General features: G+C 71.4%; 21 protein-coding genes. 9 read left to right on the top strand and 12 right to left on the bottom strand.

The features are described 5' to 3' along the window. Nucleotides 1-113: 113 nt before the first annotated feature. Both BM342_RS03680 and BM342_RS03675 read left to right on the top strand, forming a co-directional pair. Complete coding sequence (locus tag BM342_RS03680; protein ID WP_092964135.1) at nucleotides 114-1,436, top strand: hypothetical protein; 1,323 nt, start codon at nucleotides 114-116, stop codon at nucleotides 1,434-1,436. Continuing rightward, nucleotides 1,433-3,142: an amidohydrolase gene (locus BM342_RS03675; protein ID WP_092964134.1), complete on the top strand. Its 1,710-nt coding sequence runs from the start codon at nucleotides 1,433-1,435 to the stop codon at nucleotides 3,140-3,142. The genes BM342_RS03680 and BM342_RS03675 overlap by 4 nt, the downstream gene beginning before the upstream one ends. 157 nt (nucleotides 3,143-3,299) lie before the next feature. Here the strand turns inward: BM342_RS03675 and BM342_RS03670 are convergent, their stop codons facing one another. The 12 genes from BM342_RS03670 to BM342_RS03615 all read right to left on the bottom strand — a co-directional run bounded on the left by BM342_RS03670 (nucleotide 3,300) and on the right by BM342_RS03615 (nucleotide 20,392). After that, a complete protein-coding gene (locus tag BM342_RS03670; RefSeq protein ID WP_092964133.1) occupies nucleotides 3,300-4,898 on the bottom strand; it encodes an APC family permease in 1,599 nt (532 codons plus the stop codon). Beyond that, nucleotides 4,895-5,821: a universal stress protein gene (locus BM342_RS03665; RefSeq protein WP_092964132.1), complete on the bottom strand. Its 927-nt coding sequence runs from the start codon at nucleotides 5,819-5,821 to the stop codon at nucleotides 4,895-4,897. Before BM342_RS03665 ends, BM342_RS03670 begins: the two co-directional genes overlap by 4 nt. Further along, on the bottom strand, nucleotides 5,821-7,200 hold the full coding sequence (locus BM342_RS03660) for a flavin monoamine oxidase family protein (protein ID WP_092966469.1): 1,380 nt from the start codon (nucleotides 7,198-7,200) through the stop codon (nucleotides 5,821-5,823). Before BM342_RS03660 ends, BM342_RS03665 begins: the two co-directional genes overlap by 1 nt. A 104-nt stretch (nucleotides 7,201-7,304) precedes the next feature. Continuing rightward, nucleotides 7,305-8,774 carry an NAD-dependent succinate-semialdehyde dehydrogenase gene (locus tag BM342_RS03655; RefSeq protein ID WP_092964131.1) on the bottom strand — a complete coding sequence of 490 codons (1,470 nt, stop codon included), beginning with the start codon at nucleotides 8,772-8,774 and terminating at the stop codon, nucleotides 7,305-7,307. A gap of 121 nt (nucleotides 8,775-8,895) precedes the next feature. Continuing rightward, nucleotides 8,896-10,215: a Glu/Leu/Phe/Val family dehydrogenase gene (locus BM342_RS03650; protein ID WP_092964130.1), complete on the bottom strand. Its 1,320-nt coding sequence runs from the start codon at nucleotides 10,213-10,215 to the stop codon at nucleotides 8,896-8,898. Continuing rightward, nucleotides 10,212-11,570, bottom strand: a complete 1,359-nt coding sequence (gabT, locus tag BM342_RS03645; RefSeq protein WP_092964129.1) for a 4-aminobutyrate--2-oxoglutarate transaminase — start codon at nucleotides 11,568-11,570, stop codon at nucleotides 10,212-10,214. The genes BM342_RS03650 and gabT overlap by 4 nt, the downstream gene beginning before the upstream one ends. Before the next feature lie 133 nt (nucleotides 11,571-11,703). Continuing rightward, complete coding sequence (locus BM342_RS03640; protein WP_143109749.1) at nucleotides 11,704-13,593, bottom strand: ABC transporter permease; 1,890 nt, start codon at nucleotides 13,591-13,593, stop codon at nucleotides 11,704-11,706. A gap of 3 nt (nucleotides 13,594-13,596) precedes the next feature. After that, the gene (locus BM342_RS03635) at nucleotides 13,597-14,763 is read right to left on the bottom strand and encodes an ABC transporter substrate-binding protein (RefSeq protein ID WP_143109748.1); all 1,167 of its coding nucleotides are present in this window, start codon (nucleotides 14,761-14,763) and stop codon (nucleotides 13,597-13,599) included. A 95-nt stretch (nucleotides 14,764-14,858) separates the two neighbouring features. After that, nucleotides 14,859-15,983 (bottom strand): ABC transporter ATP-binding protein, encoded by a 1,125-nt coding sequence (locus tag BM342_RS03630; protein ID WP_092966467.1) that lies wholly within the window; start codon nucleotides 15,981-15,983, stop codon nucleotides 14,859-14,861. Between the two features lie 86 nt (nucleotides 15,984-16,069). Continuing rightward, the gene (locus BM342_RS03625; RefSeq protein WP_092966465.1) at nucleotides 16,070-17,584 is read right to left on the bottom strand and encodes a DHA2 family efflux MFS transporter permease subunit; all 1,515 of its coding nucleotides are present in this window, start codon (nucleotides 17,582-17,584) and stop codon (nucleotides 16,070-16,072) included. A 37-nt stretch (nucleotides 17,585-17,621) separates the two neighbouring features. Beyond that, nucleotides 17,622-19,265: an LVIVD repeat-containing protein gene (locus BM342_RS03620; protein WP_092964126.1), complete on the bottom strand. Its 1,644-nt coding sequence runs from the start codon at nucleotides 19,263-19,265 to the stop codon at nucleotides 17,622-17,624. A 161-nt stretch (nucleotides 19,266-19,426) separates the two neighbouring features. Further along, nucleotides 19,427-20,392 carry a LysR substrate-binding domain-containing protein gene (locus tag BM342_RS03615; RefSeq protein WP_092964125.1) on the bottom strand — a complete coding sequence of 322 codons (966 nt, stop codon included), beginning with the start codon at nucleotides 20,390-20,392 and terminating at the stop codon, nucleotides 19,427-19,429. 83 nt (nucleotides 20,393-20,475) lie between these two features. On the opposite strand from BM342_RS03615, the gene BM342_RS03610 reads away from it, so the two are divergent. Genes BM342_RS03610 through BM342_RS03580 form a run of 7 tightly spaced genes read left to right on the top strand, consistent with a single transcriptional unit; the run spans nucleotide 20,476 to nucleotide 26,826 of the window. Further along, nucleotides 20,476-21,981: a 2-hydroxymuconic semialdehyde dehydrogenase gene (locus BM342_RS03610; RefSeq protein ID WP_092964124.1), complete on the top strand. Its 1,506-nt coding sequence runs from the start codon at nucleotides 20,476-20,478 to the stop codon at nucleotides 21,979-21,981. Continuing rightward, on the top strand, nucleotides 21,978-22,880 hold the full coding sequence (locus tag BM342_RS03605; protein WP_304528484.1) for a 2-keto-4-pentenoate hydratase: 903 nt from the start codon (nucleotides 21,978-21,980) through the stop codon (nucleotides 22,878-22,880). The genes BM342_RS03610 and BM342_RS03605 overlap by 4 nt, the downstream gene beginning before the upstream one ends. Then, nucleotides 22,877-23,878 carry an acetaldehyde dehydrogenase (acetylating) gene (locus BM342_RS03600; protein WP_092964123.1) on the top strand — a complete coding sequence of 334 codons (1,002 nt, stop codon included), beginning with the start codon at nucleotides 22,877-22,879 and terminating at the stop codon, nucleotides 23,876-23,878. Before BM342_RS03605 ends, BM342_RS03600 begins: the two co-directional genes overlap by 4 nt. After that, nucleotides 23,875-24,966 (top strand): 4-hydroxy-2-oxovalerate aldolase, encoded by a 1,092-nt coding sequence (dmpG, locus tag BM342_RS03595; RefSeq protein WP_092964122.1) that lies wholly within the window; start codon nucleotides 23,875-23,877, stop codon nucleotides 24,964-24,966. Before BM342_RS03600 ends, dmpG begins: the two co-directional genes overlap by 4 nt. Then, nucleotides 24,963-25,826, top strand: coding sequence for a 2-keto-4-pentenoate hydratase (locus BM342_RS03590; protein WP_143109746.1), 864 nt, complete (start codon nucleotides 24,963-24,965; stop codon nucleotides 25,824-25,826). Before dmpG ends, BM342_RS03590 begins: the two co-directional genes overlap by 4 nt. Further along, entirely contained in the window at nucleotides 25,823-26,305 is a 483-nt protein-coding gene (locus BM342_RS03585; protein ID WP_092964121.1) for a RidA family protein, read from the top strand. The genes BM342_RS03590 and BM342_RS03585 overlap by 4 nt, the downstream gene beginning before the upstream one ends. Continuing rightward, nucleotides 26,302-26,826 (top strand): 3-hydroxyanthranilate 3,4-dioxygenase, encoded by a 525-nt coding sequence (locus BM342_RS03580; RefSeq protein WP_092964120.1) that lies wholly within the window; start codon nucleotides 26,302-26,304, stop codon nucleotides 26,824-26,826. Before BM342_RS03585 ends, BM342_RS03580 begins: the two co-directional genes overlap by 4 nt. Nucleotides 26,827-26,831 lie beyond the last annotated feature (5 nt).

The raw sequence follows: 26,831 nt of genomic DNA, 5'->3' as shown, positions 1-26,831 counted from the left end.
GCGAGCTCGATATGCATAATAAACGAACACCATTCACTTACCGTGTTGCGACACCCCCTGCAGACACGGCCCCCACCGGCACGACGGAGTGCCCACCCCCTCGGAGAACGAACATGACCGACCTCGACCACGGCATCGACCAGGGCGCGCGAGTGCCCCTGCGCCTGCCCACCGCGACCGCGACCTTCACCATCGGCATCGCCGGCTACCTCGGCGTCAACCTGTCGCCGTACATGATCACCGCGCTGCAGGGCGCCCTCGGCAGCGACGTGCTCACCGCGAGCTGGATCGTCACCGGTGCGCTGCTCGCCACCGCGATCACGGGCCTCGCGATCGCCCCGCTGTGTGCGGGCCCCCGCCGCCTGCTCGTGGCCCGCGCGGGCCTCGTGCTCGCGATCCTCGGCTTCGGCGCCGCCGCCCTCATCGGCGCACCGGGTGTCGTGGTCGCCGGCCTCCTGCTCGGCGGCGTCGGCGCCGGTGGCGCCGTGGCCGCCTCGGGCGCCGCGATCGCCGCGTTCACGAACCCCGACCGCGTCGCGGGCTTCAACGGCCTCGCGAACCGCGCGATCGTGACCGTGATCCTCGCCGTCGTGCCGCTCATCGGCCTCGCCCCGATCGACGTGTTCGGCGCACTCGCGCTGTTCTCGCTCGTCTCGCTGCTCGTGAGCGGCTGGCTTCCCGCGGCACCCGTCGCGGCCCCGAACGCCGCAGCCGCGGTCGCCGAGGCCGTGCCCGTCGAGGTGCCCGAGACGTCGGCGATCCCCGCGCTGAAGGCCCGCGCCGCGGCATCCGCCCGCCCCGGTCGCCTCGCGACCGTCGCCGGCTTCGTGCTGCTCGCGACCTTCGCGCTCTGGGCCGTGAGCGAGGACTCGCTCTGGGCCATGGCCGGCGTCATGGGCGCCGAGCAGGCCGCGCTCACCCCCGAGGGCCTCGGCCTCGCGCTGAGCGGTGCCACGGCCGGCGGACTCGTCGGCTCGATCCTGCTCATGGTCGTCGGCAACCGGCTCGGCCGCGCGGTGCCGCTCGTGGTGCTGCTCGTGCTCGGCGGCGTGCTGAAGATCGTCGAGGGCTTCGTCGCCGACCCGACCATGTTCATCGTCGTCTTCATCGCGTGGAACACCATCTACGCCATCGCCTTCATGTACTTCGTCTCGACCTCGGCCGCGCTCGACGTCGACGGCCGCTGGTCCGGCCCGCTGCTGGCCGTCTACCTCGTGGGTTCCGCCCTCACGCCCGTGATCGGCGCAGCACTCGTCGAGGTCTTCGGCTTCCAGGGCTTCACGGTCGTGCTCGGCATCGCGAGCTTCGTGCTCGCCGTGCCGGCCGCGTTCGCCGCGCACGTCTCGACGCTGCACGAGAAGGCCGAACGGGCGGCAGCACCAACCCGCGGCGCCTCGGATGTCTCGGGCGCCGACGCCGCGGAGGTGCTCGCATGAGCCGCACGATCTACCGCAACGCGCGCGTCTTCACGGCCGAGCCGTCGGTGCCGTGGGCCGAGGCGTTCGTCGTCGACGGCGACGCGCTCGCCTTCGTGGGCGACCTCGCCGGCGCGGTCGCGACGGTCGAGGGCGCCGAAGCGGCCCGCGCCGCAGGCACGGCGGGCGCGGCCGGCTCCGACGTCGAGACCGTCGACCTCGACGGTCGACTCGTGCTGCCCGGCTTCACCGACGCGCACACCCACCTCGTCATGATGGGCGACGCGCTCGGCCGGGTCGGGCTCACCGACGCGCGCACGCTCGAGGAGATCCAGGCCCGGCTCAGGGCGGCACGCGCCGCAGACCCGTCCGCCCCGCGCGTGCTCGGGCGCGGGTGGCTGTTCGACTCGGTGCCCGGTGGGGCACCGACGGCGGCCATGCTCGACGCCGCCGTCGCCGACGTGCCCGTCTACCTCGACGCCAACGACTACCACTCGTGCTGGGTGAACGGGGCGGCGCTCGCCGAGCTCGGCATCACGCGCGACACCCCCGACCCGATCGGCGGGCGCATCAGCCGCGACGCCGACGGCGAACCCGACGGCATGCTCTACGAGACCGCCGCACAGCAGTTCGTCTGGGAGCACCTGGCGGCCGCGACCACCGACGCCGACCGCGACGCCGCCGTCGAGCGCACGATCGAGGCCTACCTCGCCACCGGCGTGACCGGGGTCGTCGACATGGCGTTCGACGAGCTCGGGCTCGCCGCGTTCCGGCGGGCGGCCGAGCGACGCGGCGGTTCGCTGCCGATCCGCGTGGCCGCGCACTGGTTCGTCGCGAACACGGGCGACGACGAGCAGAACCTCGCCCAGGTCGCGCACGCCGCGGCGCTCGCCGCCGAGACGTCCGCCGCACCGACGGCGGCGTGGCTGCGCATCGTGGGCATCAAGCTCGTGCTCGACGGCGTGATCGACGCGTGCACGGCCGCCATGCGGCATCCGTACGCCGACGGGTCGAACGCCGAGCCGATCTGGCCGCTCGACGCGCTGAAGCCGGTGGTCGCCGCCGCAGACGCCGCGGGCCTGCAGGTCGCGCAGCACGCGATCGGCGACTACGCGAGCGAGATCGCCCTCGATGCGATCGAGCACGCGATCACCGTCAACGGCGACCTTCCCCGACGCCACCGCATCGAGCACCTCGAGTACGCGGCACCCGGAACGGCCGAGCGGATGTCGCGCCTCGGCGTCACCGCGTCGATGCAGCCCGTGCACGCCGACCCGGCGATCTTCGACAACTGGGTCGCGATGCTCGGCGACGAGCGCGTCGAACGGGCGTTCGCGTGGCCCGAGTACGTCGAGGCGGGCGCCCTGCTGGCGTTCTCGACGGATGCCCCGACCGCACCGCACGAGGCACTCCACAACATGTACGTGGCCGCCACCCGGCGTTCGGCGCTCGACCCGTCGTTCGCCCCGGCGAACCCCGGATTCGCGCTGCCGCTCGCCGAGGCCATCGGCCACGCCACGCGCGACGCGGCCGCGTCGTGCGGCGACGGCGACACCCGCGGGCGCCTGGCCGCAGGCCTCGCCGCCGACTTCGCGGTGCTCGACGTGGACCCGTTCGCCGAGGGCGACGCGGCGCTGCTCACGGCGCGCGTCGTGCAGACCGTCGTCGCGGGCGCCACGGTGTTCGAAGCCGACGCCGCCGATGCCGAGGGCGTCGCCGCGGCCTGAGTCTCACCGCGGACGCAGATGGTCGCCATTCCAACGCTGATGCGACCATCTGCGTCCGCGCTCGCCCATCGGAGACGGAAACGAGCCCGAGACGACAGAAAGGATGAGGCCCCACCCGGTGTCGCGGGTGGGGCCTCATCTGTCTGTGGGACGGTGGCTACTCGACCGGCGCGGCCTCGGCGCGGTCGGCGACGTCCTTCGACAGCGTCTCGCCGCGGAAGAACCCGGGCCGCAGCTTCGCCTGCACGAGCATCACGACGACGCCGATGAGGATGATCGCCATGCCGAGGATGAACACGAGGCCGACGCCGCCGATGTTCGAACCGGAGCCGTAGGCCGGGTCCATCGAGTCGATGAGCGTCGTGAAGAACAGCACCGCCAGGATGAGCCCGCCGACGAGCGGCGCGAAGAACGTGAAGAACGCGTTGCGCGCGCTCGTGAACCAGCGCTTGCGGAAGTACCAGACGCACGCGAACGCCGTGAGGCCGTAGTAGAAGCAGATCATCATGCCGAGCGTGGTGATGGTGTCCCACAGCACGTCTTCGCTCACGAAGCGCATGACCGTGTAGAAGACGGCGGCGACGATGGCCGAGACGACCGTGGCGTAGCCGGGCGTGAAGAACCGCGGGCTCACACGCGCGAACTTCTCGGGCAGGGCGCCGTAGTGGCCCATCGCGAGCAGCGTGCGCGCTGGCGACACGAACGTCGACTGGAGCGAGGCCGCCGAGCTCGAGAGCACCGCGAGCGACATGAGGATCGCGAGCGGGCCGAGGATCGGGCCGGCCAGGTAGAAGAACGCGTTCTCCTGGATCTCGGGGTTGCCGAGGCCGACGCCGTCGGCGCCGGTGCCTGCGAACGAGAGCGCACCCATCGCGACGAACAGGTAGATCGCCACGACGATGGTGACGGTGAGCGTCGCCGCACGACCGGGGGTCGTGCGCGAGCCCTTCGTCTCCTCGTTCATGGTGAGCGTCACGTCCCAGCCCCAGAACACGAACAGCGACACCGACAGGCCGGCGACGATCGCGCTGAACGAGCCGACCTCGAGCGGGTTGAACCAGCTGAGCTCGATCGGCGTCGCATCGAACGCGGTGCCGTTTGCGACATGCCAGAACGCGGCGACGCCGAAGCCGATCATGACGAGCAGCTGGAATCCGACGAGCCAGTACTGCACCTTCTGCGTCGTCTGCATGTCGCGGTACGAGATGAGCGTCGCTCCGAGGATGAACACGAGACAGGTGACCACGTTCACGAACGGGTTGCCGACGAGGCCCGCGACGGCCGCGCCGTCGCCCCCGAAGAAGTCGACGATCTGCGACACCGCGAGGTAGAAGAACTCCACCGCGATGCCCGCGAGGTTCGAGAGCACCACCACGGTCGCGGCGATGAGGCCCCAGCCCGCCATCCAGCCGATCCACGGGCCGAAGGCGCGCGTCGCCCACGTGAACGACGTGCCGGAGTCGGGCATCGCATTGTTGAGTTCGCGGTAACCGAACGCGACGAGCAGCATCGGGATGAACCCGAGCAGGAAGATCGCGGGCAGCTGCGTGCCGACCTCGGCCACGGTCGGCCCGAGGGCGCCCGTGAGGGTGTACGCGGGCGCGATGCAGCTGATGCCGATGACGATCGCGCCGATGAGGCCGACCGAACCGGCCGAGAGCCCCTTCTTCGACAGGCCGGCCTCGCCGCCGTCGATCGAGGCGCTCGCCGAGGTGAGCGGCGCATGCGGCTCGGAGTGGTGCGGGTGGTTCGTCATGAGGTCGTCTTTCCGGTGGTGTGCGGCGCCGTGGAGCGCGGCACGACGATCATCGGCACCGGGAGCTCGCGGAGCATCTTCGAGGCCGTCGACCCGAGGAACAGGTGGCTCGGCTTCGCGAGACGGCTCGACGCGACGAGCACGATCTCGCCCTCGTGCCAGTCGAGGCTGCGCACGGCCTCCTCGATGGTGTCGCCGGTGGCGACCTGGGCCGTCGTCTGGATGCCGGCCGGAAGCGCGCGCTTCGCGGCGACCAGCACCTCGTCGGCGTGCGCCTCGCTCGTGAGCTCGGCGAGCCCCTCGTCCATGCCCGCGGGCAGGTCGATCGGCACGAGCGAGAGCAGCCGGAGCGGCGCGCGCAGCGACTTCGTGAGGCGCACGGCCGCGTCGAGCAGCACGCCGGCGCCCGGTCGCGTGCCGAGCGCCGCGGTGATGCGGGTCACGCCGACGGATGCCGCGAGCTCGCGCGATCCCGACGGGGCGAGTGCGACGGGCACGTCGGAGGAGTGCAGGAGCTCGTTGGCCACCGACCCGATGCGCGAACGCCCGAGGATGCCGCCGCGGGCCGCGCCCACGACGATGAGCGACGCGCCGAACTCGTGCGCGGCGGCGATCAGGCCCTCGGCGAACGACTCCGCGTAGCGGACGTGCAGCGACTGCGCCACCTCGGCATCGAGTGCGGCCGAGGCCTGCGTGAGCCACTCGCGCGAGCGCGCCTTGAGGTGGCGCTCGTAGCCGACGTCGGAGGGCACCGTGCTCGAGCGCGCCTCGCTCGGCAGCACCATCACGACGTCGAGCAGGGCCTCGCTCGCGGTGGCGAGCCTCGTCGCGAGCGCGAGCGCGTCGGCGCCGCTGTCGTTGGCCGTGTAGCCGACGACGATGCGGCGAGGCGCGGCATCCGTCACCGAGAGCCCGGCGTCCATCAGCCGGCCGCCAGGATCTCCGCCGCGACCTCGCGACCGACGCGGATCGCGCCGTCGACGTGCTGGTAGCCCTTGCCCGCCATGTCGCTGCACGAGAAGTGGATCGGGCCGACGGGTGCGCGCAGGTCCGAGCCGTAGCGCGCGAGGCCGCCCATGTCGAAGCTCGCCGCGTACGCGCCGCGGGTCCACTCCTCGGAGCCCCAGTCGGACTCGTAGTAGACGACCGGGTTCTTCGTCTGCTCGCCGTAGTAGTGCGACAGCGACTCGAGGATGCGCTCCTTGCGCTCCTCGGCGCTGAGCGTGAAGACGCCGTCGGCCTCCTCGTCGGACACGAAGCCGACGAGCGTGCCCCGGGGGTCCTCGTGGTTCGTGTTGTCGTACGCCTCGTGCACGAGCTCGTACGGGCTGAAGGCCGTGCCGCTCAGTCCGTCGGCTCGCCAGAACGGCGTCTCGTACACGGCGTGCACCTTGATGACGAGGCCCATCGAGAGGTGCTGGTGCAGCTGGTGCTGGCGACGGGGCAGCGGCGGCTCGTACGAGATGCGGCTGATGAGCACGGGCGGCACGGCGACGATCACGCGCTGCGCGTGCACCTCGAGCGAGTCGGTCACGGCCACGACGCCGGCCGGGTGCGAGCCGTCGCCGTTGGAGAGCCCGGCCCAGCGGATCGTGCGCACGGGCTGGCCGAGGCGCACGGCGTCGCCGAGCTTCGCGGCGAGGCCGAGCGGCACCTGCTGCAGGCCGCCGACGACGCGCTTGTCGAGGATGAAGTCGGCGTCGACGAGGTTCGAGAACGAGCCGGCCGAGGCGGCCATGAGCAGCGCCTGGAGGGCCGAGAACGCGTGCGCGGGCTTGGTGAGCATCGCACCGGCGATGAACATGCCGATGTTGAGCTTCGCCTCCTCGTCGTCGGTCTGCGTGCCCAGCCACTCGGCGAAGCTGACCTCGTCGAGCTCCTTCGCGCGCGGGTGGGCCCACGGCGCGTCGGGGTCGATCTCGGCGACGAGCGCGTCGAGCTTCTCGATGAGGCCGACGATCTCGCCCTCGGTCTTCGCGGGCACCGGGAAGATCTCGCCCTCGAACAGGCGGCGCTCGCCCGTCTCGCTGATGTAGACGTTCTGGCCCTCGCGGTAGCGCGAGTAGGTCTCGAGGCCGAGGTCGGCGATCGTCTCGATCAGGGCGTCCTGGTCGGGCGAGACCCACTGGCCGCCGATCTCGAGCATGGCGCCGTCGATGTCGTCGGTCCAGAGGCGGCCGCCGATGCGGTCGCGCGCCTCGAGCACGACGACGGACTTGCCGGCGTCCTTGAGCTTGTTCGCGGCGGTGAGGCCCGAGGCCCCGGCCCCGACGATGACGACGTCGCAGTCGATGCGTTCCATGGTGTTCATTCGCTTTCGGTTCGCGTGGTCGCGCGTGATGCGCGTGATTCGAGAAAAGGGAGAGCGGATGCCGCGGCGCAGCGCCGAGACATCCGCTCGACGGCTCAGTCCACCGGGACGAGCGTGTACTTCGTGTCGAGGTACTCGTGGATGCCCTCGAGCCCGCCTTCGCGGCCGATGCCCGACTGCTTCACGCCGCCGAACGGTGCGGCGGCGTTCGAGACGAGGCCGGTGTTGAGCCCCATCATGCCGGTGGCGAGGCGCTCGATCATGCGGTGGCCGCGCGCCAGGTCCTGAGTGAAGACGTACGAGATGAGGCCGTACTCGGTGTCGTTCGCGAGGCGCACGGCCTCGTCTTCGTCGGAGAACGTGGTGATGCCGAGCACCGGTCCGAAGATCTCCTCCTTGAGCAGGCGCGCGTCGGCCGAGACGTCGCCGAGCACGGTCGGGGCGTAGAAGGTGCCCGCGCCGTCGATGACGGTGCCGCCGGTGAGGATCTTCGCGCCCTTCGACACGGCGTCCTGCACGAGCGCGTCGGTCGAGGCGACCGCCTTGTCGTCGATCAGGGGGCCGATGGTGACGCCGTCTTCGGTGCCGCGGCCGACCGAGAAGCCGGCGACGCGTGCGGCGACGCGCTTGGAGAACTCGGCGGCGACCGACTCGTGCACGATGAACCGGTTCGCGGCCGTGCAGGCCTGGCCGATGTTGCGGAACTTCGCCAGCATGGCGCCGTCGACGGCCTTGTCGAGGTCGGCGTCCTCGAAGACGACGAACGGGGCGTTGCCGCCGAGCTCCATGCTCGTGCGGAGGATGCCGGTGGCCGCCTGCTTCATGAGGGCGCGGCCGACGCCGGTCGAGCCGGTGAAGCTCAGCTTGCGCAGGCGCGGGTCCTCGATGATCGGGCCCGAGACGGCCGACGAGGTCGACGTCGCGATGACGTTGACGACGCCCTTGGGCAGGCCGACCTCCTCGAGGAGCTGCACGAACGCGATGGTCGTGAGCGGCGTGAGTGCCGGGGGCTTGATGACGACGGTGCAGCCGGCGGCGAGCGCGGGCGCGATCTTGCGGGTCGCCATGGCGAGCGGGAAGTTCCACGGGGTGATGAAGAACGAGGGGCCGACCGGGCGCTGCGAGACGATCATGCGACCGGTGCCCTCGGGGTTCAGGCCGTAGCGGCCAGAGATGCGCACGGCCTCCTCGCTGAACCAGCGCAGGAACTCGCCGCCGTAGACGACCTCGCCCCGGGCCTCGGCGAGCGGCTTGCCCATCTCGAGGGTCATGAGGAGCGCGAACTCCTCCTTGCGTTCCTGGAGCAGGTCGAACGCCTTGCGCAGCAGCTCGCCGCGCACGCGGGGCGCGGTCTTGGCCCACGACTCCTGCACGGCCACGGCGGCGTCGAGGGCGCGGATGCCGTCGGCGGGCGACGCGTCGGCGATCTCCTTGATCGTCTCGCCGGTCGCGGGGTCCTGCACCGCGAGGGTGCGGCCGCCCTCGGCCTCGACCCATTCGCCGCCGATGAAGAGGCGGGTCTCGACGGCGTCGAGGACGGTCGATTCGAGCGTTGCGTTCGTCATGTGTGGCTTCCGTTCGATGTCGTTCGTGCGGTGCGGGCTGGTGGTGCAGGACTGGTGGGGCAGACCTCGAGCCGCCCGGATGCGGTGCCATCCGGGCGACTCGAGGAGTCATCCGGATGGATCAGGGATAGAGGCCGCGGAGGCGGTGCGCATCCGCCACGCGCTCGACGGCGAGCGCCGTCGCGGCGGTGCGAAGCGAGAGCCCCCTGGTCTCGGCGTATCCCAGCACGTGCTGCCACGCGTTGAGCATCCGCTCCTCCAGTCTGGACTCCACCTCGTCGGCGCGCCACCAGTAGGCCTGGTTCGCCTGCACCCATTCGAAGTAGGAGACGATCACGCCGCCCGCGTTCGCGAGGATGTCGGGCACCACGAGGATGCCGCGCTCGCGCAGGATCGCGTCGGCCGCGGGCGTCGTGGGGCCGTTGGCGCCCTCGACGATGACGCGGGCCCGCACCTGGCCGGCGTTGGACTCGTGCAGCACGCCCTCGACGGCGGCCGGCACGAGCAGGTCGACGTCGAGCTCGAGCAGGTCGGCGCCCTCGAGGGGCTCCGATCCGGCGAATCCGACGACCGAGCCGCTGGCGCGCACGTGGTCGGAGAGGGCCTCGATGTCGAGGCCGGCCGCGTTGTAGACGGCGCCGTACTGGTCGCTGACGCCGGCGACGCGCACGCCCGCCTCGGAGAGGAAGCGCGCCGCGTCGGCACCGACCTTGCCGAAGCCCTGCACGGCGGCGGTCGCCCCTGCGGGCTCGATGCCGACGTGGCGGAGCGCGGCGAGCGCGATGTGGGTCACGCCCCGGCTCGTCGCCGAGGCGCGACCCAGCGAACCGCCGAGCGCGATGGGCTTGCCGGTCACGATGCCGGGCACCGTGTAGCCGCTGGCGACGGAGTAGGTGTCCATCATCCAGGCCATGGTCTGCTCGTCGGTTCCGATGTCGGGCGCGGGGATGTCGCGCTCCGGGCCGATGATCGGGAGGATCTCGCTCGTGTAGCGGCGGGTCACGCGCTCGAGCTCGGCCTTGGAGTGCTCGCGGGGGTCGATCGCGATGCCGCCCTTGGCGCCGCCGTACGGCACGTCGAGCAGGGCGCACTTCCAGGTCATCCACATGGCCAGCGCCCGCACCTCGTCGATGTTGACGTTCGGCGCGTAGCGCAGGCCGCCCTTGGCGGGGCCTCGCGAGAAGTTGTGCTGCACGCGGTGGCCCACGTACAGGCGGCTCTCACCGGAGTCCATGCGCAGCGGCACGGCGACCGTCAGCTCGCGACGCGGGGTCGCGAGCATGCGGTGCAGCCCGTCGTTGTAGCCGAGCAGGGCGACGGCCTCGGCGAGCTGGGCGCGCGCGTCGGTCAGCGGGGTGGCGATGTGGTCGGCGACGGCTCCGGATGCGGGCGCGCCGGCGGTTGCGGTCGACGTCGTCGTCGCCGCGAGCAGGTCGGTCATGCGTTCTTCAGTCCTTCGGCGACGACCTGCAGGCCCTCGATGAGGAGGTCGTCCGAGATGGTGAGCGGGGGGAGGAAGCGGATCACGTTGCCGTAGGTTCCGCAGGTGAGCACGAGCACGCCCTGCGAGTGGGCGTACGCGGCGACCTTGCCGGTGAGCGCGGCGTCGGGTGCGCCGGTCGCGGGGTCGACGAGCTCGATCGCGACCATGGCGCCGCGACCGCGGACGTCGCCGATGCGGGCGTCGGTGGTGCGCAGAGCGTTCAGGCGGCCGATGAGCACGGTGCCGATCTCCTTGGCGCGCTCGATCAGGCCGTCCTCTTCGTAGGACTCGATCGAGGCGAGCGCGGCGGCGCAGGCCATCGGGTTGCCGGTGTAGGTGCCGCCGAGGCCGCCGGGGCCCGCCGCGTCCATGATCTCGGCGCGGCCGGTGACCGCGGAGAGCGGCAGGCCGCCCGCGATGCCCTTGGCCGTGGTGATGAGGTCGGGCACGATGCCCTCGTGGTCGCTGGCGAACCAGGCGCCGGTGCGGCCGAAGCCGGTCTGCACCTCGTCGGCGATGAAGACCACGTCGTTCGCGCGGCACCACTCGACGAGCGCCGGCAGGTAGCCGGCGGCGGGCACGATGAAGCCGCCCTCGCCCTGGATGGGCTCGATGATCATGGCGGCGAGGTTCTCGGCGCCGATCTGCTTCTCGATCTGCGAGATGGCCTTGGCCGCGGCATCCGCGCCCGAGAGCCCGCCGTCGCGGAAGGGGTAGCTGAGCGGCACGCGGTACACCTCGGGCGCGAACGGGCCGAAGCCGTTCTTGTACGGGATGTTCTTGGCGGTCAGGCCCATGGTGAGGTTCGTGCGGCCGTGGTAGGCGTGGTCGAACGCGACGACGGCCTGCTTCTTCGTGTAGGCGCGGGCGATCTTGACCGCGTTCTCGACGGCTTCGGCGCCGGAGTTGAAGAGGGCGGAGCGCTTGGCGTGGTCGCCGGGGGTGAGCTCGTTGAGCTTCTCGGCGACGTCGACGTAGGAGTCGTAGGGCGCGACGGTGAAGCAGGTGTGCGTGAAGGCGTTGAGCTGGGCGGTGACGGCCTCGACGACGCGCGGGTTGGCGTTGCCGACGCCCGTGACGGCGATGCCCGAGCCCAGGTCGATGATCGAGTTGCCGTCTGCGTCGACGAGCACTCCGCCGCCGCCGGCGACGACGGCGATCGGGATGGTGGTGCCGACGCCCGAGGCGACGGCTGCCGCCTTGCGCGCCATGAGCTCCTGCGAGCGCGGGCCCGGGATGGCGGTGACGAGGCGGCGCTCCTGCGGGAGCGTCGGTCCTCCGGTGACGGTGGCCGTGGTGTCGACGATGGTCATGACGGGCTCCTGTTCAGGGTGACGACGGTGGCGGTGCGCCCAATGCTAGGTCGCGACATCCGGATGTCGCACCGCCCCGTCGTACACTTGGAACCCGTTTTCTCGACGCGACGTACAACGCGTCGAGTGGACCTCAGCGCTTGGCCAGCGCCCTGCGCTCCTCGAGCTCCACCGCGGCCACGGCACGCGTGTCGGGGGCGTCGGGGACCTTCTGCAGCACGGCCGGCGGCGCCTCGGTGCCGGGGATGCGCGCGCGACGCCTGGCCCGCCCGATGGCGCGCAGCGACACCGCCCACTGCAGGCCGTAGCCGATCGCGAAGACGAGCAGCGTGAAGATGAGCGCCATCGCGGCGCCCTGGTCGGGCGCGTAGAGCTGCGCCGAGCGCGGGCTGATCATGGCGTACATGTACACCGAGAGCGGACGGGACTCGGGCGTCGCGAGGAACGCCGGAAGCGTGAACTCGTTCGTGCCGAGGATGAACATCTGGATCCACACCGCGAACACGGTCGGCATGAGCAGCGGCGCCACGATGCGCCGGAACCCCTCGAGCGGGCTCGCGCCGCTCACGACCGCGGCCTCCTCGAGCTCCATGCGGATCTGCAGGGTCGCGCTGTACCCCGAGCGGTAGGCGATCGAGACGCGGTACGCGTAGGCGATGACGAGCGCCGCGATCGTGCCGGCGAGCGGGATGACGGGATTGATCACCATGAACGTGAGGAACATCGCGAAGCCCGCGATGACCGCGGGGATCGCGACCGACGACGAGGCGAACAGGTCGACCGCCTTCGTGAAGCCCGTGCGCCTCGCCCTCGCGATGCCGTAGGCGAGCACGGTCGCCGCGATGCACGCGATCGTCGCGCTGCCGCCGGCGATGACCAGCGTGCGCCCGAGCGAGGCCCAGAACTCGGGATCGGCGAGCACCGCGCCGAACGAGCCGAACTGCGTCTGCGTGGCCAGGGCCTCGAAGGAGAACGCGATCGGGTACGGCGTGATCGCCGACCAGAGCAGCGCGAACAGCGGCAGGACGGCCGTCAGCAGCACGAACACGGCGATCGCGATCATGACCGGGATCCTCCACGCGCCGAGCTTCATGACCGTCGGGCGGAAGCCCTTGCCCGAGATCGACGCCCGCCGCTCGGCGTTGCGGGTCGCCCGCAGGTAGATCACGAACGCGATCGTGGTGATCACGAGGAACACGCAGCCCCACGCCGCCGCGAGGCCGTACTGGGGCAGCTCCCCCGCACCCGCGCTGATGAGGTTCCAGAGCTTCAGGGCGAAGATCGACTTGCCAGACTCCTGGCCGAACAGCAGCGGCACCTCGAGGCTGCCGAGGCCGAGGATGAACGTGAGCACGGTCACCCCGAGCAGGCCCGGCCACAGCATCGGCAGGGTCACGCGCCGGAGCGTCTGCGCCCACGAGGCTCCCGAGACGCGCGCGGACTCCTCGAGCGAGCCGTCCATGCTCGTGAGGATCGGCACGATCATCAGGTAGGGGAAGGTCACGTTCGTGAGCGACTGGATCACGGTCATCGTCGCGAACGAGTACGGGTCGATCACGAGGTCGCCCGGCAGCATCCGGAGCAGCTGGTTCAGCACTCCCGACTCGGGCGAGAGCATGAGCAGGTACGCCTGTGCCTTGACGATGGGCGGGATGATGAACGGCACCACGACGAGCACCGAGATCACCCGCCGCAGCGGGGCGTCGGTGCGCACCGTCACCCAGGCGAGCCCGAAGGCCATCGCGAGCGAGAGCACGGTCGAGACACCGACGAACACCGCGGTCGACCCGAGCACCGCCCAGAAGTCGTCGCGCAGGCTCCACAGGGTGACGAAGTTCTCGACCGACCACTTCGCGGTCGAGACGCCGAACGGCAGGAACGGACCACGGAAGGCCGTGATCACCTGTACGACCAATGGGATCGCGAGGAGGAGGAAGATCACCGCTCCCGCGATGACCGTCGCGATCTTCATCGAGGTCGGCCGAGTGCGCTCGACCTTCGTGGTCCGTCCTGCCTGAGACACGTGCTATCCGTTCAGTGCCGCGTCGGCGGCGTTGATCATCGCGATCCAGTCATCGCGGGTTTCGACGGTCTCGGTGATGGCCCCGCCCTGCAGGCCCGCGAGCAGCGCGTCGGCGTTCGTCTTCATGAGACCGGTGGCCGAGTCGAACAGCGAGGTCGGCAGGCCGGGATAGGGCACCTGCGTCGTCGAGAAGCGCTCGTCGGTCATGCGCAGTTCGAGCCAGTCGGGGTTGTACGCGTTCCAGAGCGACCACAGCATGCCGCCGGCCGGGTTCTTCGCGTCGACGTTGACGCCCGAGAACTGGGCGAACACGCCGGCGTCCTCGTACGGCGACACCGACAGGCTCGGGTTCGGGTTGAACAGGGTCTGGCCGAGCGCGATGGGCACGTCGCCGCTCGAGAGCGGCGAGTCCTGGTCCTCGAGCACCTGGAGGTTGCCCGACGACTTCAGGTCGCCGATGAGGCCGGTCATCGCGTCTTCGCCCTGGTCCATGCCGTACCCGGCGAACACGTTCGCGTTGTAGCTCGCGACCGAGACCTTGCCCTCGTACTGCGGGTCGAGCAGGCCGTCGAGCGTGGCCGGAGCCTCGGCCTTGTCGGTGTTGACCTGCATGAGCGAGCCGTTGACGCTGTCCGGCAGCATCTCGGGTGCGCCGATCGTGAAGTACTCCTCGGGCACGCCGAACTTCGTCCAGTCGACGTCGGCCCAGTAGCCCTCGTCGGTCATGGTCGCCGCCGAGACGAGCGAGCCCGAGATGACGTCGGTGTTGCGCGAACCCGTCGCCTTGGCCGAGATGATCGCCGACGACAGGTTGTAGGTGAGGCCGCGCGTCTCGATCTTCAGGTCGGGGTAGACCGAGTTGAACTCGGCGATGACGTCGGGCGACAGCTCGTACCAGTCCCAGATGACCACGCGGCCGCCGTCGGTCTGCTTGGCCGTCTCGTAGAGGGCGTCCATCTGCTCGGAGATGACCGGCCAGTAGTCGTCGTAGAAGTTCTCGCAGCGGGTGACGGCGCCGACCTCGACCGCGTCGCAGGCGGCGAGCTCGACGTCGCCCGTCGGCTCGATGGCGCCCGACGCAGCCGAACCCTCCGAACTGCAGGAGCTGAGCAGCAGCATGCCCGCGGCCGCGAGGGCCACCATTCCGTTCCGTGCTGTGGGTGATTTCATGATCCGGGTTTCCTTTCTCGGTGGCGCTCTTGCTTGGGGGTCGTGCGGGTGTTGCGGGTGGAGCGGGGTCGTGCGGATCGTGCGAGGTGGTGCGTCTAGGCCGCGAGCACGCGGCAGGCGTGCGGCGCGAGTTCGATGAAGACGGTGCTGCCGTTGGCGGGCGAGCTCAGCGGCGCGCCGCGGGCGACGAGGGTGCCGACGACGGTCTCGCCGTGCAGCACCTCGACCTCGACCTCGACGATCTCGCCGAGGAACTCGACCCGCACGACGCGGGCGGGCAGCACGTTGGGTCGGTCGGGCGAGGTCTCGTGCCAGCGAACGCTCTCGGGGCGGAAGGTCACGGTGACGTCCGAGCCCTTCGAGATCTCGGCCGGGCACGGGGTGACCAACCGGGTGCCGAACGCCTCGACGACGGCCTCGCCCGCTGCGGTGCGATCGCGCACGACGGCGGGGATCATGTTGACCCGCCCGACGAAGTCGGCGACGAATCGATCGGCCGGCTTGAAGTAGAGGTCGCGCGGCGTGGCCTCCTGCACGATCCGGCCCTGGTTCATGACGGCGACACGGTCGGACATCGACAGCGCCTCCGACTGGTCGTGCGTCACGTAGAGGGCCGTGATGCCGAGGCGCTGCTGCAGCGAGCGCAGCTCGTTGCGCATGGTGTCGCGCAGCTTCGCGTCGAGGTTCGAGAGCGGCTCGTCGAGCAGCAGCAGGCGCGGCCGGTGCGCGAGCGCCCTGGCGAGGGCGAGCCGCTGCTGCTGCCCGCCCGAGAGCGCGGTGGCCGGCCGGTCGGCGAATCCGTCGAGCTGCACGAGCTCGAGCGCCTCCATGGCCCGCTGCCTCGCCTCCTTCTTGGGCAGCTTGCCGGCCGAGACCTGCAGCGGGAACACCGCGTTGGCGAACACGGTCATGTGCGGCCAGATGGCGTAGTTCTGGAAGACCATGCCGACGTCGCGCTGGTCGGGCGGAACGTGCCGGCTGCCGGTCGAGAGCACCTTGCCGTCGAGCGAGATCTCGCCGCCGTTGCTGTTCTCGAGTCCGGCGACGCAGCGCAGGGTGGTCGTCTTGCCGCAGCCCGACGGGCCGAGGAGCGAGGTGAACGTGCCCGGCTCGATGGTGAAGGTCACGCCCTTCACGACCGGAACCTCGGTGCCGTCGAGCTCGTAGTGCTTCTCGAGGCCGTCGACGACGAGCCGGCCGCCGCCGCTTGCTGAAGTCATGTCGGTGTCCAACTCTCTGTGACGGTTTTTGTATTCAGGATCCAGTCGGTGGTTCCGGATGCCCCGGACGGGCGCCACGGCGCTCATCAGGCCTCGGCCGCCGAGGTCGAGCGGGCATCCGCGGCAGGCGCGTCCGGCCCTGGCGCCCCCCAGGCGACGGTGACCCGCGCCTTGGCGAAGCACGCCACCACGACGGCGCAGACCGCGAAGCCGGCGACGGCGAGCCACAGCGACTGCCCCATGGCCGTCGAGAAGCCCTCGGCGACCTCGGCGGGCAGGGCCGCGCCGGCGCCCGGGCGAGCGGCCTCGGCGTCGACGCCCGGCAGCTGCACCGCGAGCGTGAAGCTCATGAGCGCCGCGATCGCCGCCGAGCCGAGGACCGACCCGACCTGCCTCGTCATCGTGTAGACGCCCGATCCGGCGCCGGCACGGGCCGGGGGCAGGTTGCGGGTCGCCGTCGATGCGAGCGGGGCGAAGACGCCCGAGATGCCGAGGCCGAGCACCGCCGATGGCAGCAGCAGCGCCCAGTACGCGACATCCGGATGCAGCAGCGCGGCGTAGCCGGCGAGTGCGAGCGCCGAGAGCGACAGGCCCGCGAGCGCGACCCACTTCGCGTCGATGCGGTCGCTGAACCGACCGACGAGCGGCGAGAGCAGGCCCGAGACGACGGCCATCGGCACGAACATGAGCGCCGCCTGCGTCGGGGTCAGCCCGCGCGCCACCTGGAAGTAATAGGCGAGCGGCAACGGCATGGCGGTCATCGCGAGGCCGACGAGCGAGATCGCGACGTTCGACAGCGCGAAGTTGCGGTCGCGGAACAGCCCGAGCGGCAGCAGCGGCTCGGCCCGGTTGAACGCCTGCCAGACCACGAATCCGGCGAGCACCACGAGGCCCGTGACGATGAGGCCCCAGACCGTGATCGGCCCGACGATCGTGCCCCAGTCGTAGGTCTCGCCCTCCTGGATGCCGAACACGACGAGGAACATGCCGATTGCGCTCAGCACGACGCCGAGCCAGTCGAAGCGGTGCGCGTGCGTCTCGAGGTCCGGCACCAGCCGCCACGCCGCGACGAACGCGACCACGCCGACGGGCACGTTCACGAAGAACACCCACTGCCAGCCGAGCGAGTCGACGAGCAGGCCTCCGAGGATCGGGCCGACGAGGGTCGCGACGCCCGCGACCGAGCCCCACAGTCCCATCGCCGCGCCCCGCTGGTTGGGCGGGAAGATGCGGGCGATCACGGCCATCGTCTGCGGTGTCATCAGCGCCGCACCGACGCCCTGCACGGCACGCGCGGCGATGAGCATCGAGATCTCGCCGGAGAGCCCGCACCAGAGCGACGCGAGCGTGAACACCACGAGCCCCGCCAGGTAGACGCGCTTCGGACCGAAGCGGTCGCCCAGCCTGCCCGTGATGAGCAGCGGCACGGCGTAGCCGAGCAGGTACGCGCTCGTCACCCAGATCACCGACGTGAGGTCGGTGTGGAGGTCGGCCATGATCGACGGGTTCGCGATCGACACGATGGTCGTGTCGACGAGGATCATGAAGAAGCCGATGACCAGCGCCCAGAGGGCGGGCCAGGGTCTGGCGATCCGGTTCACGGTGGGGTTCATGGGCGGCGGACGTCTCGTGGCCGGCTCAGCCCGCGGCGGGTGCCGAGGCATCCGCCGCGCTGTCGCCGCCGGGGAGGCCGACGACGGGTTCGCCGAGCAGCGGGGTCGAGACCGCGTAGATGCCGTGGTTGGCGAACACCCAGATCAGGTTGCGGTCCCACTCGACGAACACGCCGTGCACGGGGGCGGCGAGGTCGTCGTCGTCCTTCAGGCCCATGGGCGGCACGAAGTAGGCGCCGACCTTCGGGTCCTCAGGGTCGCGCACGTCGAAGATCTGCACGCCCGCCGCGTAGAACGCGTACGGGATGACCCCGCCGTGCGGCGTGCCGGTGTTCGTGAAGTAGCCCGAGCGCTTCGGCCCGAACGAGCCGCGGCGCTGCGCCCAGTCGGTGAACTTCGCCTCGGCCGGCGGCAGGGGCCGCGGCAGGGTGCGCACGAGCACGGGCTGCGTCGGGTCGCTCACGTCGATCTGGTAGATCTCCTTGGCCGGCTCGTAGCAGTCGGTGTTCATCGGGTAGCCCGAGACGTAGACGTAGCCGGTCTCTTCGACCTGGGTGGTGTCGACGTTGTCGCCCTCGGTGCCCGCGACGCTCGACGGCAGCGCGCACCATCCGACGTGGTGGATGTTCGCGGGGTCCGAGACGTCGAGCACGAAGAAGCCCTGACCGCCCTGGGCGGCGTACGCGTAGCGGTAGCCCGACTCGACCGAGCGCGGCATGAACACGCCCATGCGCGAACCGAACCAGGAGGTCTTGTTGTTCCAGCGGTCGTTGCCGGCGAGGTACTCGGAGTCGGCCTCCTCGCCCTCGCGGGTGCCGGGCACCCACCACGTCGAGAGCAACTCGGGCTTCGACGGGTCGGAGACGTCGTAGGCGGCGTGGCCGGCGGCCCAGAGGGTCGTCTTGTAGGGCTGGTTGGTGAAGGTGTTGTCCGGCGCGGTCGCGACGAAGAGGTACTTGTCGCCGTAGTACACGGGCAGGTCGAGGACGCCGTTGCCCTCCTGGATCTCGTCGGGGCCGTGGTTCGGGTCGGTGGAGGTCTCGTTGATCAGGGTCCAGTCGCGCGGGCTCGGGCCGTTCATCTCGAAGGTGCGGAAGCCGCGGAGGCCCTCCCACTCCTTCAGCTGCCCCTCGACGGTGTCGTCGATCCACTTGTTGGCGACCCGGCCCTTGAGGAAGTAGCGGGGCGTCTCGCTCGCCTGGATCGCGAGGTGCTTGCCGAGCTTCTCGTTCCACTGCACGGTGGTCGCGCCGAACTGGGGGCGCGGGTCGCCCCAGCCCCACTGCTCCTCGTCGACGATCGTGAGGTTGCGCGGGTCGGTGATGTCGTAGAGCTTCCAGTGGTTGCCGCCGCCGTAGTGCAGCATGTAGCGCGTGCCGTCCCAGTCGTAGATGCACTGCCAGGAGTGGCTCGTGTTCACGACGATCGGGTAGAACGCCTCGGCCTTCGCGTTCAGCGCGTAGGTCTCGGGGTCGCGGTAGTCGAGCTGGCCGGGCCAGTCGACGAACACGTCGCGCGGTACCGACGGAGTGTGCGCTGGCGGCAGGAACGTGCCGTCGGGCTGCATGCCCCAGCTCGCGGGGTCGGGATCGGCCGGCTCGCCGGCCACGCGCACGAAGTCCTCGGGGCGGTACTTCTTCGCGTCGGGTACGTAGGGAGAGCCGGCCATGTCGCCTCCAGGTTGGGCAGTCGAGCGGATGTCGCGACGCAGGGGGCGTCGGTCATCCCAGCGTCGCCAGAGCGACCGATGCTGTCCAATGACTTTCCGGCTCCGAGCTATGACCGGGAGGGCATACCGGCATACCCTGCTCGGCCCGAGGCCCTTCGCGCTCAGCCGAGCGGGAACGGCTCCGACTGGGCGTAGTCGCGCTCGAGGGCGGCGAGCAGCGCCCCCTCCTCGCGCAGGTGCGTGAGCAGCGCAGCGGCAGCGGCCGAAGGCGCCCGGTCCTTGAGCATCGTGACGCCCACCGATCGGCGGATCGAGCTGAGCGGGGTCGGCAGGATCCGCAGCTCCCGGTCGTCGACCGCGATGAACATCGGCAGCGCCGCGATGACGTCGGTCGACACGAGCAGGTTGCGGAGCGTCAGCATCGACGTGCACTCCACGCGGTCGGCGGGCAGCGGCAGGCCCTCGTGGAAGAAGACGGCCTCGAGCTCGGCGCGGAGCGCGGTCTGGGCGACCGGGAAGATCCAGGGATACGAGATCAGGTCGGCGAGCGCGGTGCGCGATCCGTCGTGGACCGGGTGGCCGGCTCGCGCCACGAGTCGGATCGGCTCCTGGTGCAGTCGCTCCTGTTCGAGCCTGACCGGCACGGTCGACGAGAGGCGGCCGACCGTGAGGTCGAGGTCGCCCGCGAGCAGGAGCTGCTGGAGCATGTCGGGCGTGCCCTCGCGCACGACCACGGTGAGCCGCGGGTGCTCGGCCTTGAGGCCCGCGATGGCGCGGGGCAGCAGCAGGTTCGAGCCGGCGAGGTGCGTGCCGACCGTGACCGTGCCGAGGCGGCCGGTCTGCAGCAGCCGCACCTCCTCGCTCGCGGTGCGCAGCTCGGCGAGCACCGAGCGCGCGCGCTCGATGAACGGGCGGCCGTACTGCGTCGGCACGACGCCGCGGGGCAGGCGCTCGAACAACTGCACGCCGAGCAGGTCCTCGACCTCGCGGAGTCCGCGCGTGACGACGGGCTGCGTGATGTGCAGCGATTCGGCGGCGCGGACCAGGGTGCCCTCGTCGGCGATGGCCGTGACGAGCACGAGGTGCCGGATCTTCAGTCGTCCATCGAGGAGTCGGTCGGTGCTCACGATTCGGAACTATAGCCGTACAGGTATGGCAGCGCGACAAGTGGGTATTTGTCGGCATCGCCGCTGGTTCCTAGCCTGATCGCATGACCACCCGGACGACGTCGCTGCCCGACACGGCCCCCTTGCCCTCGTCGACGCGGCAGCTGCGCAACTTCATCGGCGGCGAACCCGTCGACGGCGTGCGCACCTTCGCGAAGATCGCCCCGACCGACGGCTCGCTCGTCGCCGAGGTGCACGAGGCGGGCCGGGAGCAGGTCGACCGAGCCGTCGCCTCGGCCCGCGCCGCACTCGAAGGCCCGTGGGGGCGCATGACGGTCGGCGAGCGCGCGAACATCATGCGGCGCATCGCCGACGGCATAGAGCGTCGGTTCGACGACCTCGTCGCAGCCGAGGTCGGCGACACGGGCAAGCCAGAGGCGCTGGCGCGCGACCTCGACGTCGCGAGGGCCGCCGCGAACTTCCGCGCGTTCGCCGACATCGTCTCGGCCGCCGGACTCGACTCCTACCTGACCGAGTTCCCCGACGGGCGCCGCGCGCTGAACTACGCCGTGCGCAAGCCGCTCGGCGTGGTCGCCGTGATCGTCCCGTGGAACCTGCCGCTGCTGCTGCTCACGTGGAAGCTCGCACCGGCTCTCGCCTCGGGCAACGCCGTCGTCGTGAAGCCCTCGGAGGAGACGCCCTCGTCGGCTACCCTGCTCGCCGAGATCCTGGTCGAGGCCGGCCTGCCCGCGGGCGTGGTCAACGTCGTGCACGGATTCGGACCCGACTCCGCGGGCGAGTTCCTCACGACGCATCCGGGCATCGACGGGGTCACGTTCACTGGCGAGTCCTCGACCGGCTCCGCGATCATGCGCGCGGTGGCCCCGCGCGTGCGGCCCGTGTCGTTCGAGCTCGGCGGCAAGAACGCCGCCGTCGTCTTCGCCGACGCCGACCTCGACGCGGCGATCGCCGGCCTCGCACGCTCGACCTACCTGAACACCGGGCAGGTGTGCCTCTGCACCGAGCGCATCTACGTCGAGCGCTCGGTCTTCGCCGACGTCGCGGCCGGACTCACCGAGCAGGCCGCGCGACTGCGCCTCGGGCGGCCCGAGAACCCCGCGACCACGACCGGCCCGCTCATCTCGAAGCAGCACCGCGAGAAGGTGCTCTCGTACTTCGAGCTCGCCCGCAAGGAGGGCGCGACCGTGCTCGCGGGCGGCGGCGTGCCGACCCTCGGCGACGGGCTCGACGCGGGCTCGTGGATCGAGCCGACGCTCCTGACCGGCCTCGACAACTCCCACCGCACGGTACGCGAGGAGATCTTCGGCCCGGTCGCGACGCTGATCCCGTTCGACTCCGAAGACGAGGCGATCGCCCTCGCGAACGACACCGACTTCGGCCTCGCCGCCGTGACCTGGACCCGCGACCTCTCGCGCGGCCACCGGGTCGCGCAGCGCATGCGGGTCGGCATGTCGTGGGTCAACACCTGGTACCTGCGCGACCTGCGCAGCCCGTTCGGCGGCGTCGGCCTCTCGGGCATCGGCCGCGAGGGCGGCCACCACTCGCTCGAGTTCTACACCGAGCCCACGAACGTGTGCGTGGCGCTGTGAGCGGCCAGAGCTCCCCGGCGTGGCCGGGCGAAGGCCCCGAAGCGGATGCCGCGGCAACCGACACGACGACGGTGCAGGCCGCGGTGCGGGCGGCCGACGAACGGCTCCGGCTCGCCGCGGCATCCGGAACCGCGTGCGCCCCGGTGCGCGACCTCATCGGCGACGCCGACCAGGATGCCGCGTACGCGGTGCAGACGCTGGGCATCGAGCGACGCCTCGCCGAGGGGCGACGCATCGTCGGCCGCAAGATCGGCCTCACCTCGCCGGCCGTGCAGGCGCAGTTCGGCGTGTTCACGCCCGACTACGGCGTACTGCTCGACGACATGGTGTTCGCCGACCGCGAGCCGATCGACCTGTCGCGGTTCCTCCAGCCGCGCGTCGAGGCCGAGGTGGCCTTCGTGCTCGGGCGCGACCTCGACTCCCCCACGACCCATGTCGCCGACGTGATCCGCGCGACCGAGTTCGTGCTGCCCGCGATCGAGGTCGTCGACTCGCGCATCGCCGGCTGGGACATCCGCATCGCCGACACCGTCGCCGACAACGCCTCGAGCGGCGCCGTCGTGCTCGGCACCACGCCGCGCTCGCTCGACGGCCTCGACCTCGCCGCGGTCGGCATGAGCCTCGAACAGGGCGGCGACGCGGTCTCGACCGGGTCGGGCGTCGCCTGCCTCGGCAGCCCGGTGATCGCCGTCGCGTGGCTGGCCCGCGCGGTCGCCCGCCACGGGCGCCCGCTGCGCGCGGGCGAGGTGATCCTCTCGGGCGCACTCGGGCCGATGGTCGCCGCGAGCGCCGGCGTGTACCGCGCCCGCCTCGACGGTCTCGGCGACGTGCACGCCGACTTCATCGGCGCCGTCGCGGGCGCACGCACGGGCACCGTCACGGAAGGAGCCGCCGCATGACCGCGGGCGTCGCCATCATCGGCTCGGGCAACATCGGCACCGACCTGCTCATCAAGGTCAAGCGGCTCTCGAGCACGCTCCGCGTGGTCGCCGTGGCCGGCATCGACGAGCACTCCGACGGGCTCGCGCGTGCACGCCGCCTCGGCGTCGCGACCACGCACGAGGGCGTCGACGGGCTGCTGCGCATGCCCGAGTTCGCCGACGTCGAGCTCGTGTTCGACGCGACCTCTGCGGGCGCGCACGCCCGCAACGACGCGCTCGTGCGCGACGCCGGCCGCATCATGGTCGACCTGACGCCCGCCGCGATCGGCCCCTACGTCGTGCCGGTCGTGAACCTCGAGGCGCACCTCGACGCCACGAACGTGAACATGGTCACCTGCGGCGGCCAGGCCACCGTGCCCATGGTGGCCGCAGTGTCGCGCGTCGCGCCCGTCGCCTACGCCGAGATCGTGGCCTCGATCGCCTCGAAGTCGGCGGGGCCGGGCACCCGCGCGAACATCGATGAGTTCACCGAGACGACCTCGCGCGCGATCGAGGCGATCGGCGGCGCCGAGCGCGGCAAGGCGATCATCGTGCTGAACCCGGCCGACCCACCGCTGATCATGCGCGACACCGTCTTCTGCCTCGTCGAGCGCGGGGCCGCCGATCTCGATCGGGACGCCGTGCGCGCCTCGGTCGACGCGATGCTGGCCGACGTGCAGGGCTACGTGGGCGGCTACCGGCTGAAGCAGCAGGTGCAGTTCGAGGCCGTCGACGAGGCCTACGTGCCCGCCCTCGACCGCGCGTTCCACGGCACGAAGGTGACCGTGCTCCTCGAGGTGGCCGGCGCGGGCCACTACCTGCCCGAGTACGCCGGCAACCTCGACATCATGACGAGTGCCGCCCTGCGCACGGCCGAGCGGCTCGTCGCGGCACGTCTCGACTCCGCCGCGCAGCCTGCCGCAACCCGGCCTGCCTCCGCGCAGCCTGCCGCCACCCCCACGGGAGCCACCGCATGACCGCCCGCACCTCGACGGGCGTCGCGCCCGCGACATCCGCCCCCCGCGTCTACGTGCAGGACGTCACGCTGCGCGACGGCATGCACGCCGTCGCCCACCGCTACTCGGTCGACGAGGTGCGCACGATCGCCGCCGCGCTCGAGGCCGCGGGCGTCGACGCGATCGAGGTCGCGCACGGCGACGGCCTCGGCGGGTCGAGCGTCGCCTACGGGCACGGCGCGCACACCGACTGGCAGTGGATCGAGGCCGCCGCCTCGGTGCTCGAACGCGCGAAGCTCACGACCCTGATCCTCCCGGGCATCGGCACGCTCGACGACCTCGAGCGGGCCCGCGACCTCGGCGTCACGAGCGTGCGGGTCGCGACGCACTGCACCGAGGCCGACGTCGCCGCCCAGCACATCGGCTGGGCGCGCGAGCACGGCATGGATGTCTCGGGGTTCCTCATGATGAGCCACCTGAACGACCCGCGCGGGCTCGCCGAGCAGGCGAAGCTCATGGAGTCGTACGGCGCGCACTGCGTCTACGTCACCGACTCCGGCGGGCGCCTGACCATGCACGACGTCGCCGACCGCGTCGACGCCTACCGCGACGTGCTCGACCCCGCGACGCAGATCGGCATCCACGCCCACGAGAACCTCTCGCTCAGCGTCGCGAACAGCCTCACCGCGGTCGAGCACGGCGCGTTCCGCGTCGACGCCTCGCTCGCCGGGCAGGGCGCCGGAGCCGGCAACTGCCCCATCGAGGCCTTCGTCGCCGTCGCGAACCTGCAGGGCTGGCGGCACGACTGCGACCTGTTCGCGCTGCAGGATGCCGCGGAGGAGCTCATCCGCCCGCTGCAACGCCGCCCGGTGCGCGTCGACCGCGAGACGCTCACGCTCGGCTACGCGGGCGTGTACTCGAGCTTCCTGCTGCACGCCGAGCGCGCCGCCGAGCGCTACGGGCTCGACGCCCGTGCGATCCTCATCGAGCTCGGCCGGCGCCGCATGCTCGGCGGCCAGGAGGACATGATCGTGGATGTCGCACTCGACCTCGCCGCCGCGCGGGCCGCGCTCGTCGAACCCGCCGACGCGGACGGGAGCGCCGCATGACCGCCGCGGCCGCATTCGCCGCGGCGCTCGACCGCGCCCAGCGCACCACCACGCCGATCACGAACCTCGCGCCCGACGCGGCCATCGGCCTCGGCACCGCGTACGCGGCCCAGCACGCGCTCATCGCCAGGCGGCTCGCCCGCGGCGAGCGCGTCACGGGCGTGAAGCTCGGGTTCACGAGCCGCGCGAAGGCCGCCCAGATGGGCGTCGACGACGTCATCATCGGCACGCTCACCGATGCGATGCGCATCGAGGACGGCGGCACGTTCGACGTGCGCTCCGCGATCCACCCGCGCATCGAGCCCGAGGTCGCGTACCTGCTGGGCGTCGACCTCGACCCGCTCGACGACGGCCCGGCCGACCCGGCGACGGCCGACCTGCTCGCCGCGATCGCCGCCGTCGCCCCCGCGCTCGAGGTCATCGACTCGCGCTACCGCGACTTCCGGTTCAGCCTCGACGACGTCGTCGCCGACAACGCCTCGGCCGCCGCGTACGCGATCGGGCCGTGGCGCCGCCCGGCCGAAGCCGGCCCGCTCGGCAACCGCGCCGTGCGCCTCGAGCTCGACGGCCGCCTCGCGCAGACGGGCTCGACCTCGGCGATCCTCGGCGACCCGGCACGCGCCGTCGCCGCCGCCCGGCGCCTGGCGCGGCTCCACGGCTTCGTCCTCCCGGCCGGCAGCGTGCTGCTCGCCGGCGCTGCGACGGCCGCCGTCCCGCTGGCCGGCCACAGCCTCGCCGAGGCGACGGTGGCGGGCCTGGGCCACGCGTCGCTTCGAGTGGCCGCCGGCCCGACCGGCTCGGCCGACCCGGCCGGCTCGGCCGACCCGACCGACCCCGACCGGACGGAGACGCGCTCATGACCGATGCACGCGGCATCCTCGTCGCCGGAAAGGCCACCCCGCGCGGTCGCTTCCCACACGCGAGGATCTCGGGAGACCTGGTCTTCGTCTCGGGCACGTCGAGCCGACGGCCCGACAACACGATCGAGGGCGCCGAGGTCGACGAGTTCGGCACGACGAGACTCGACATCGCGGTGCAGACGCGCGCGGTGCTGGCGAACATCCGCGAGGTGCTCGCCGCGTGCGGTGCCACGCTCGACGATGTCGTGCAGGCGAACGCCTTCCTGGTCGACATGAACGACTTCGCGGGCTACAACGCCGTGTGGGCCGAGACCTTCGACGAGACCGGCCCCGCCCGCACGACGGTCGCGGTGCACGCCCTGCCGCACCCGCACCTGCGCATCGAGATCCAGGCGGTCGCGCGTATCCCCGCCGCCGCGACGACGCCCACGCCCGCAGACCACCCCATCACCACCGCAACCCCCGAGGAGGAGCAATGAGCACCATCCCGCCCGTCATCGATTTCCCGAAGTGGATCGAGGAGCACGAGCACCTGCTGAAGCCGCCCGTGAACAACAAGGCCGCGTGGACGCCCATGGGCGACTTCATCGTGCAGGTCGTCGGCGGCCCGAACCAGCGCACCGACTTCCACTTCGACCCCTACGAGGAGTGGTTCTACCAGTACCGCGGCAACATGCACGTGAACATCCAGACCGACGAGGGCCTGCGGCGCATCGACATCCGCGAGGGCGAGATGTGGCTGCTGCCCGGCAACGTGTTCCACTCCCCGCAGCGCCCCGAGGCCGGCTCGATCGGCATCGTGATCGAGCGCATCCGCGAGGAGGGCACGCTCGAGAAGTTCGCGTGGTTCTGCCCGAACTGCAACACCAAGGTGCACGAGGTCGAGCTCCAGGTCCGCGACATCGTCGAGGACCTCCCGCCCGTCTTCCGCGAGTTCTACGAGAGCGAGACGGGGCGCACCTGCCCCGAGTGCGGCACCGTGCACCCCGGCAAGGGCTGACCCGG

Source organism: Agromyces sp. CF514, from assembly GCF_900113185.1.
Classification (GTDB): Bacteria; Actinomycetota; Actinomycetes; order Actinomycetales; family Microbacteriaceae; genus Agromyces.
The sequence above is the reverse complement of the archived record's forward strand: the minus strand, read 5'-3'. Positions and strand labels throughout refer to the sequence as shown.

What these genes read in the sequence shown, in the direction of transcription:
- BM342_RS03680 (WP_092964135.1), top strand. Translation starts at nt 114, where the DNA reads ATGACCGACCTCGACCACGGCATCGACCAGGGCGCGCGAGTGCCCCTG.
- BM342_RS03675 (WP_092964134.1), top strand. Translation starts at nt 1,433, where the DNA reads ATGAGCCGCACGATCTACCGCAACGCGCGCGTCTTCACGGCCGAGCCG.
- BM342_RS03670 (WP_092964133.1), bottom strand. Translation starts at nt 4,898, where the DNA reads ATGACGAACCACCCGCACCACTCCGAGCCGCATGCGCCGCTCACCTCG.
- BM342_RS03665 (WP_092964132.1), bottom strand. Translation starts at nt 5,821, where the DNA reads ATGGACGCCGGGCTCTCGGTGACGGATGCCGCGCCTCGCCGCATCGTC.
- BM342_RS03660 (WP_092966469.1), bottom strand. Translation starts at nt 7,200, where the DNA reads ATGGAACGCATCGACTGCGACGTCGTCATCGTCGGGGCCGGGGCCTCG.
- BM342_RS03655 (WP_092964131.1), bottom strand. Translation starts at nt 8,774, where the DNA reads ATGACGAACGCAACGCTCGAATCGACCGTCCTCGACGCCGTCGAGACC.
- BM342_RS03650 (WP_092964130.1), bottom strand. Translation starts at nt 10,215, where the DNA reads ATGACCGACCTGCTCGCGGCGACGACGACGTCGACCGCAACCGCCGGC.
- gabT (WP_092964129.1), bottom strand. Translation starts at nt 11,570, where the DNA reads ATGACCATCGTCGACACCACGGCCACCGTCACCGGAGGACCGACGCTC.
- BM342_RS03635 (WP_143109748.1), bottom strand. Translation starts at nt 14,763, where the DNA reads ATGAAATCACCCACAGCACGGAACGGAATGGTGGCCCTCGCGGCCGCG.
- BM342_RS03630 (WP_092966467.1), bottom strand. Translation starts at nt 15,983, where the DNA reads ATGACTTCAGCAAGCGGCGGCGGCCGGCTCGTCGTCGACGGCCTCGAG.
- BM342_RS03620 (WP_092964126.1), bottom strand. Translation starts at nt 19,265, where the DNA reads ATGGCCGGCTCTCCCTACGTACCCGACGCGAAGAAGTACCGCCCCGAG.
- BM342_RS03610 (WP_092964124.1), top strand. Translation starts at nt 20,476, where the DNA reads ATGACCACCCGGACGACGTCGCTGCCCGACACGGCCCCCTTGCCCTCG.
- BM342_RS03600 (WP_092964123.1), top strand. Translation starts at nt 22,877, where the DNA reads ATGACCGCGGGCGTCGCCATCATCGGCTCGGGCAACATCGGCACCGAC.
- dmpG (WP_092964122.1), top strand. Translation starts at nt 23,875, where the DNA reads ATGACCGCCCGCACCTCGACGGGCGTCGCGCCCGCGACATCCGCCCCC.
- BM342_RS03590 (WP_143109746.1), top strand. Translation starts at nt 24,963, where the DNA reads ATGACCGCCGCGGCCGCATTCGCCGCGGCGCTCGACCGCGCCCAGCGC.
- BM342_RS03585 (WP_092964121.1), top strand. Translation starts at nt 25,823, where the DNA reads ATGACCGATGCACGCGGCATCCTCGTCGCCGGAAAGGCCACCCCGCGC.
- BM342_RS03580 (WP_092964120.1), top strand. Translation starts at nt 26,302, where the DNA reads ATGAGCACCATCCCGCCCGTCATCGATTTCCCGAAGTGGATCGAGGAG.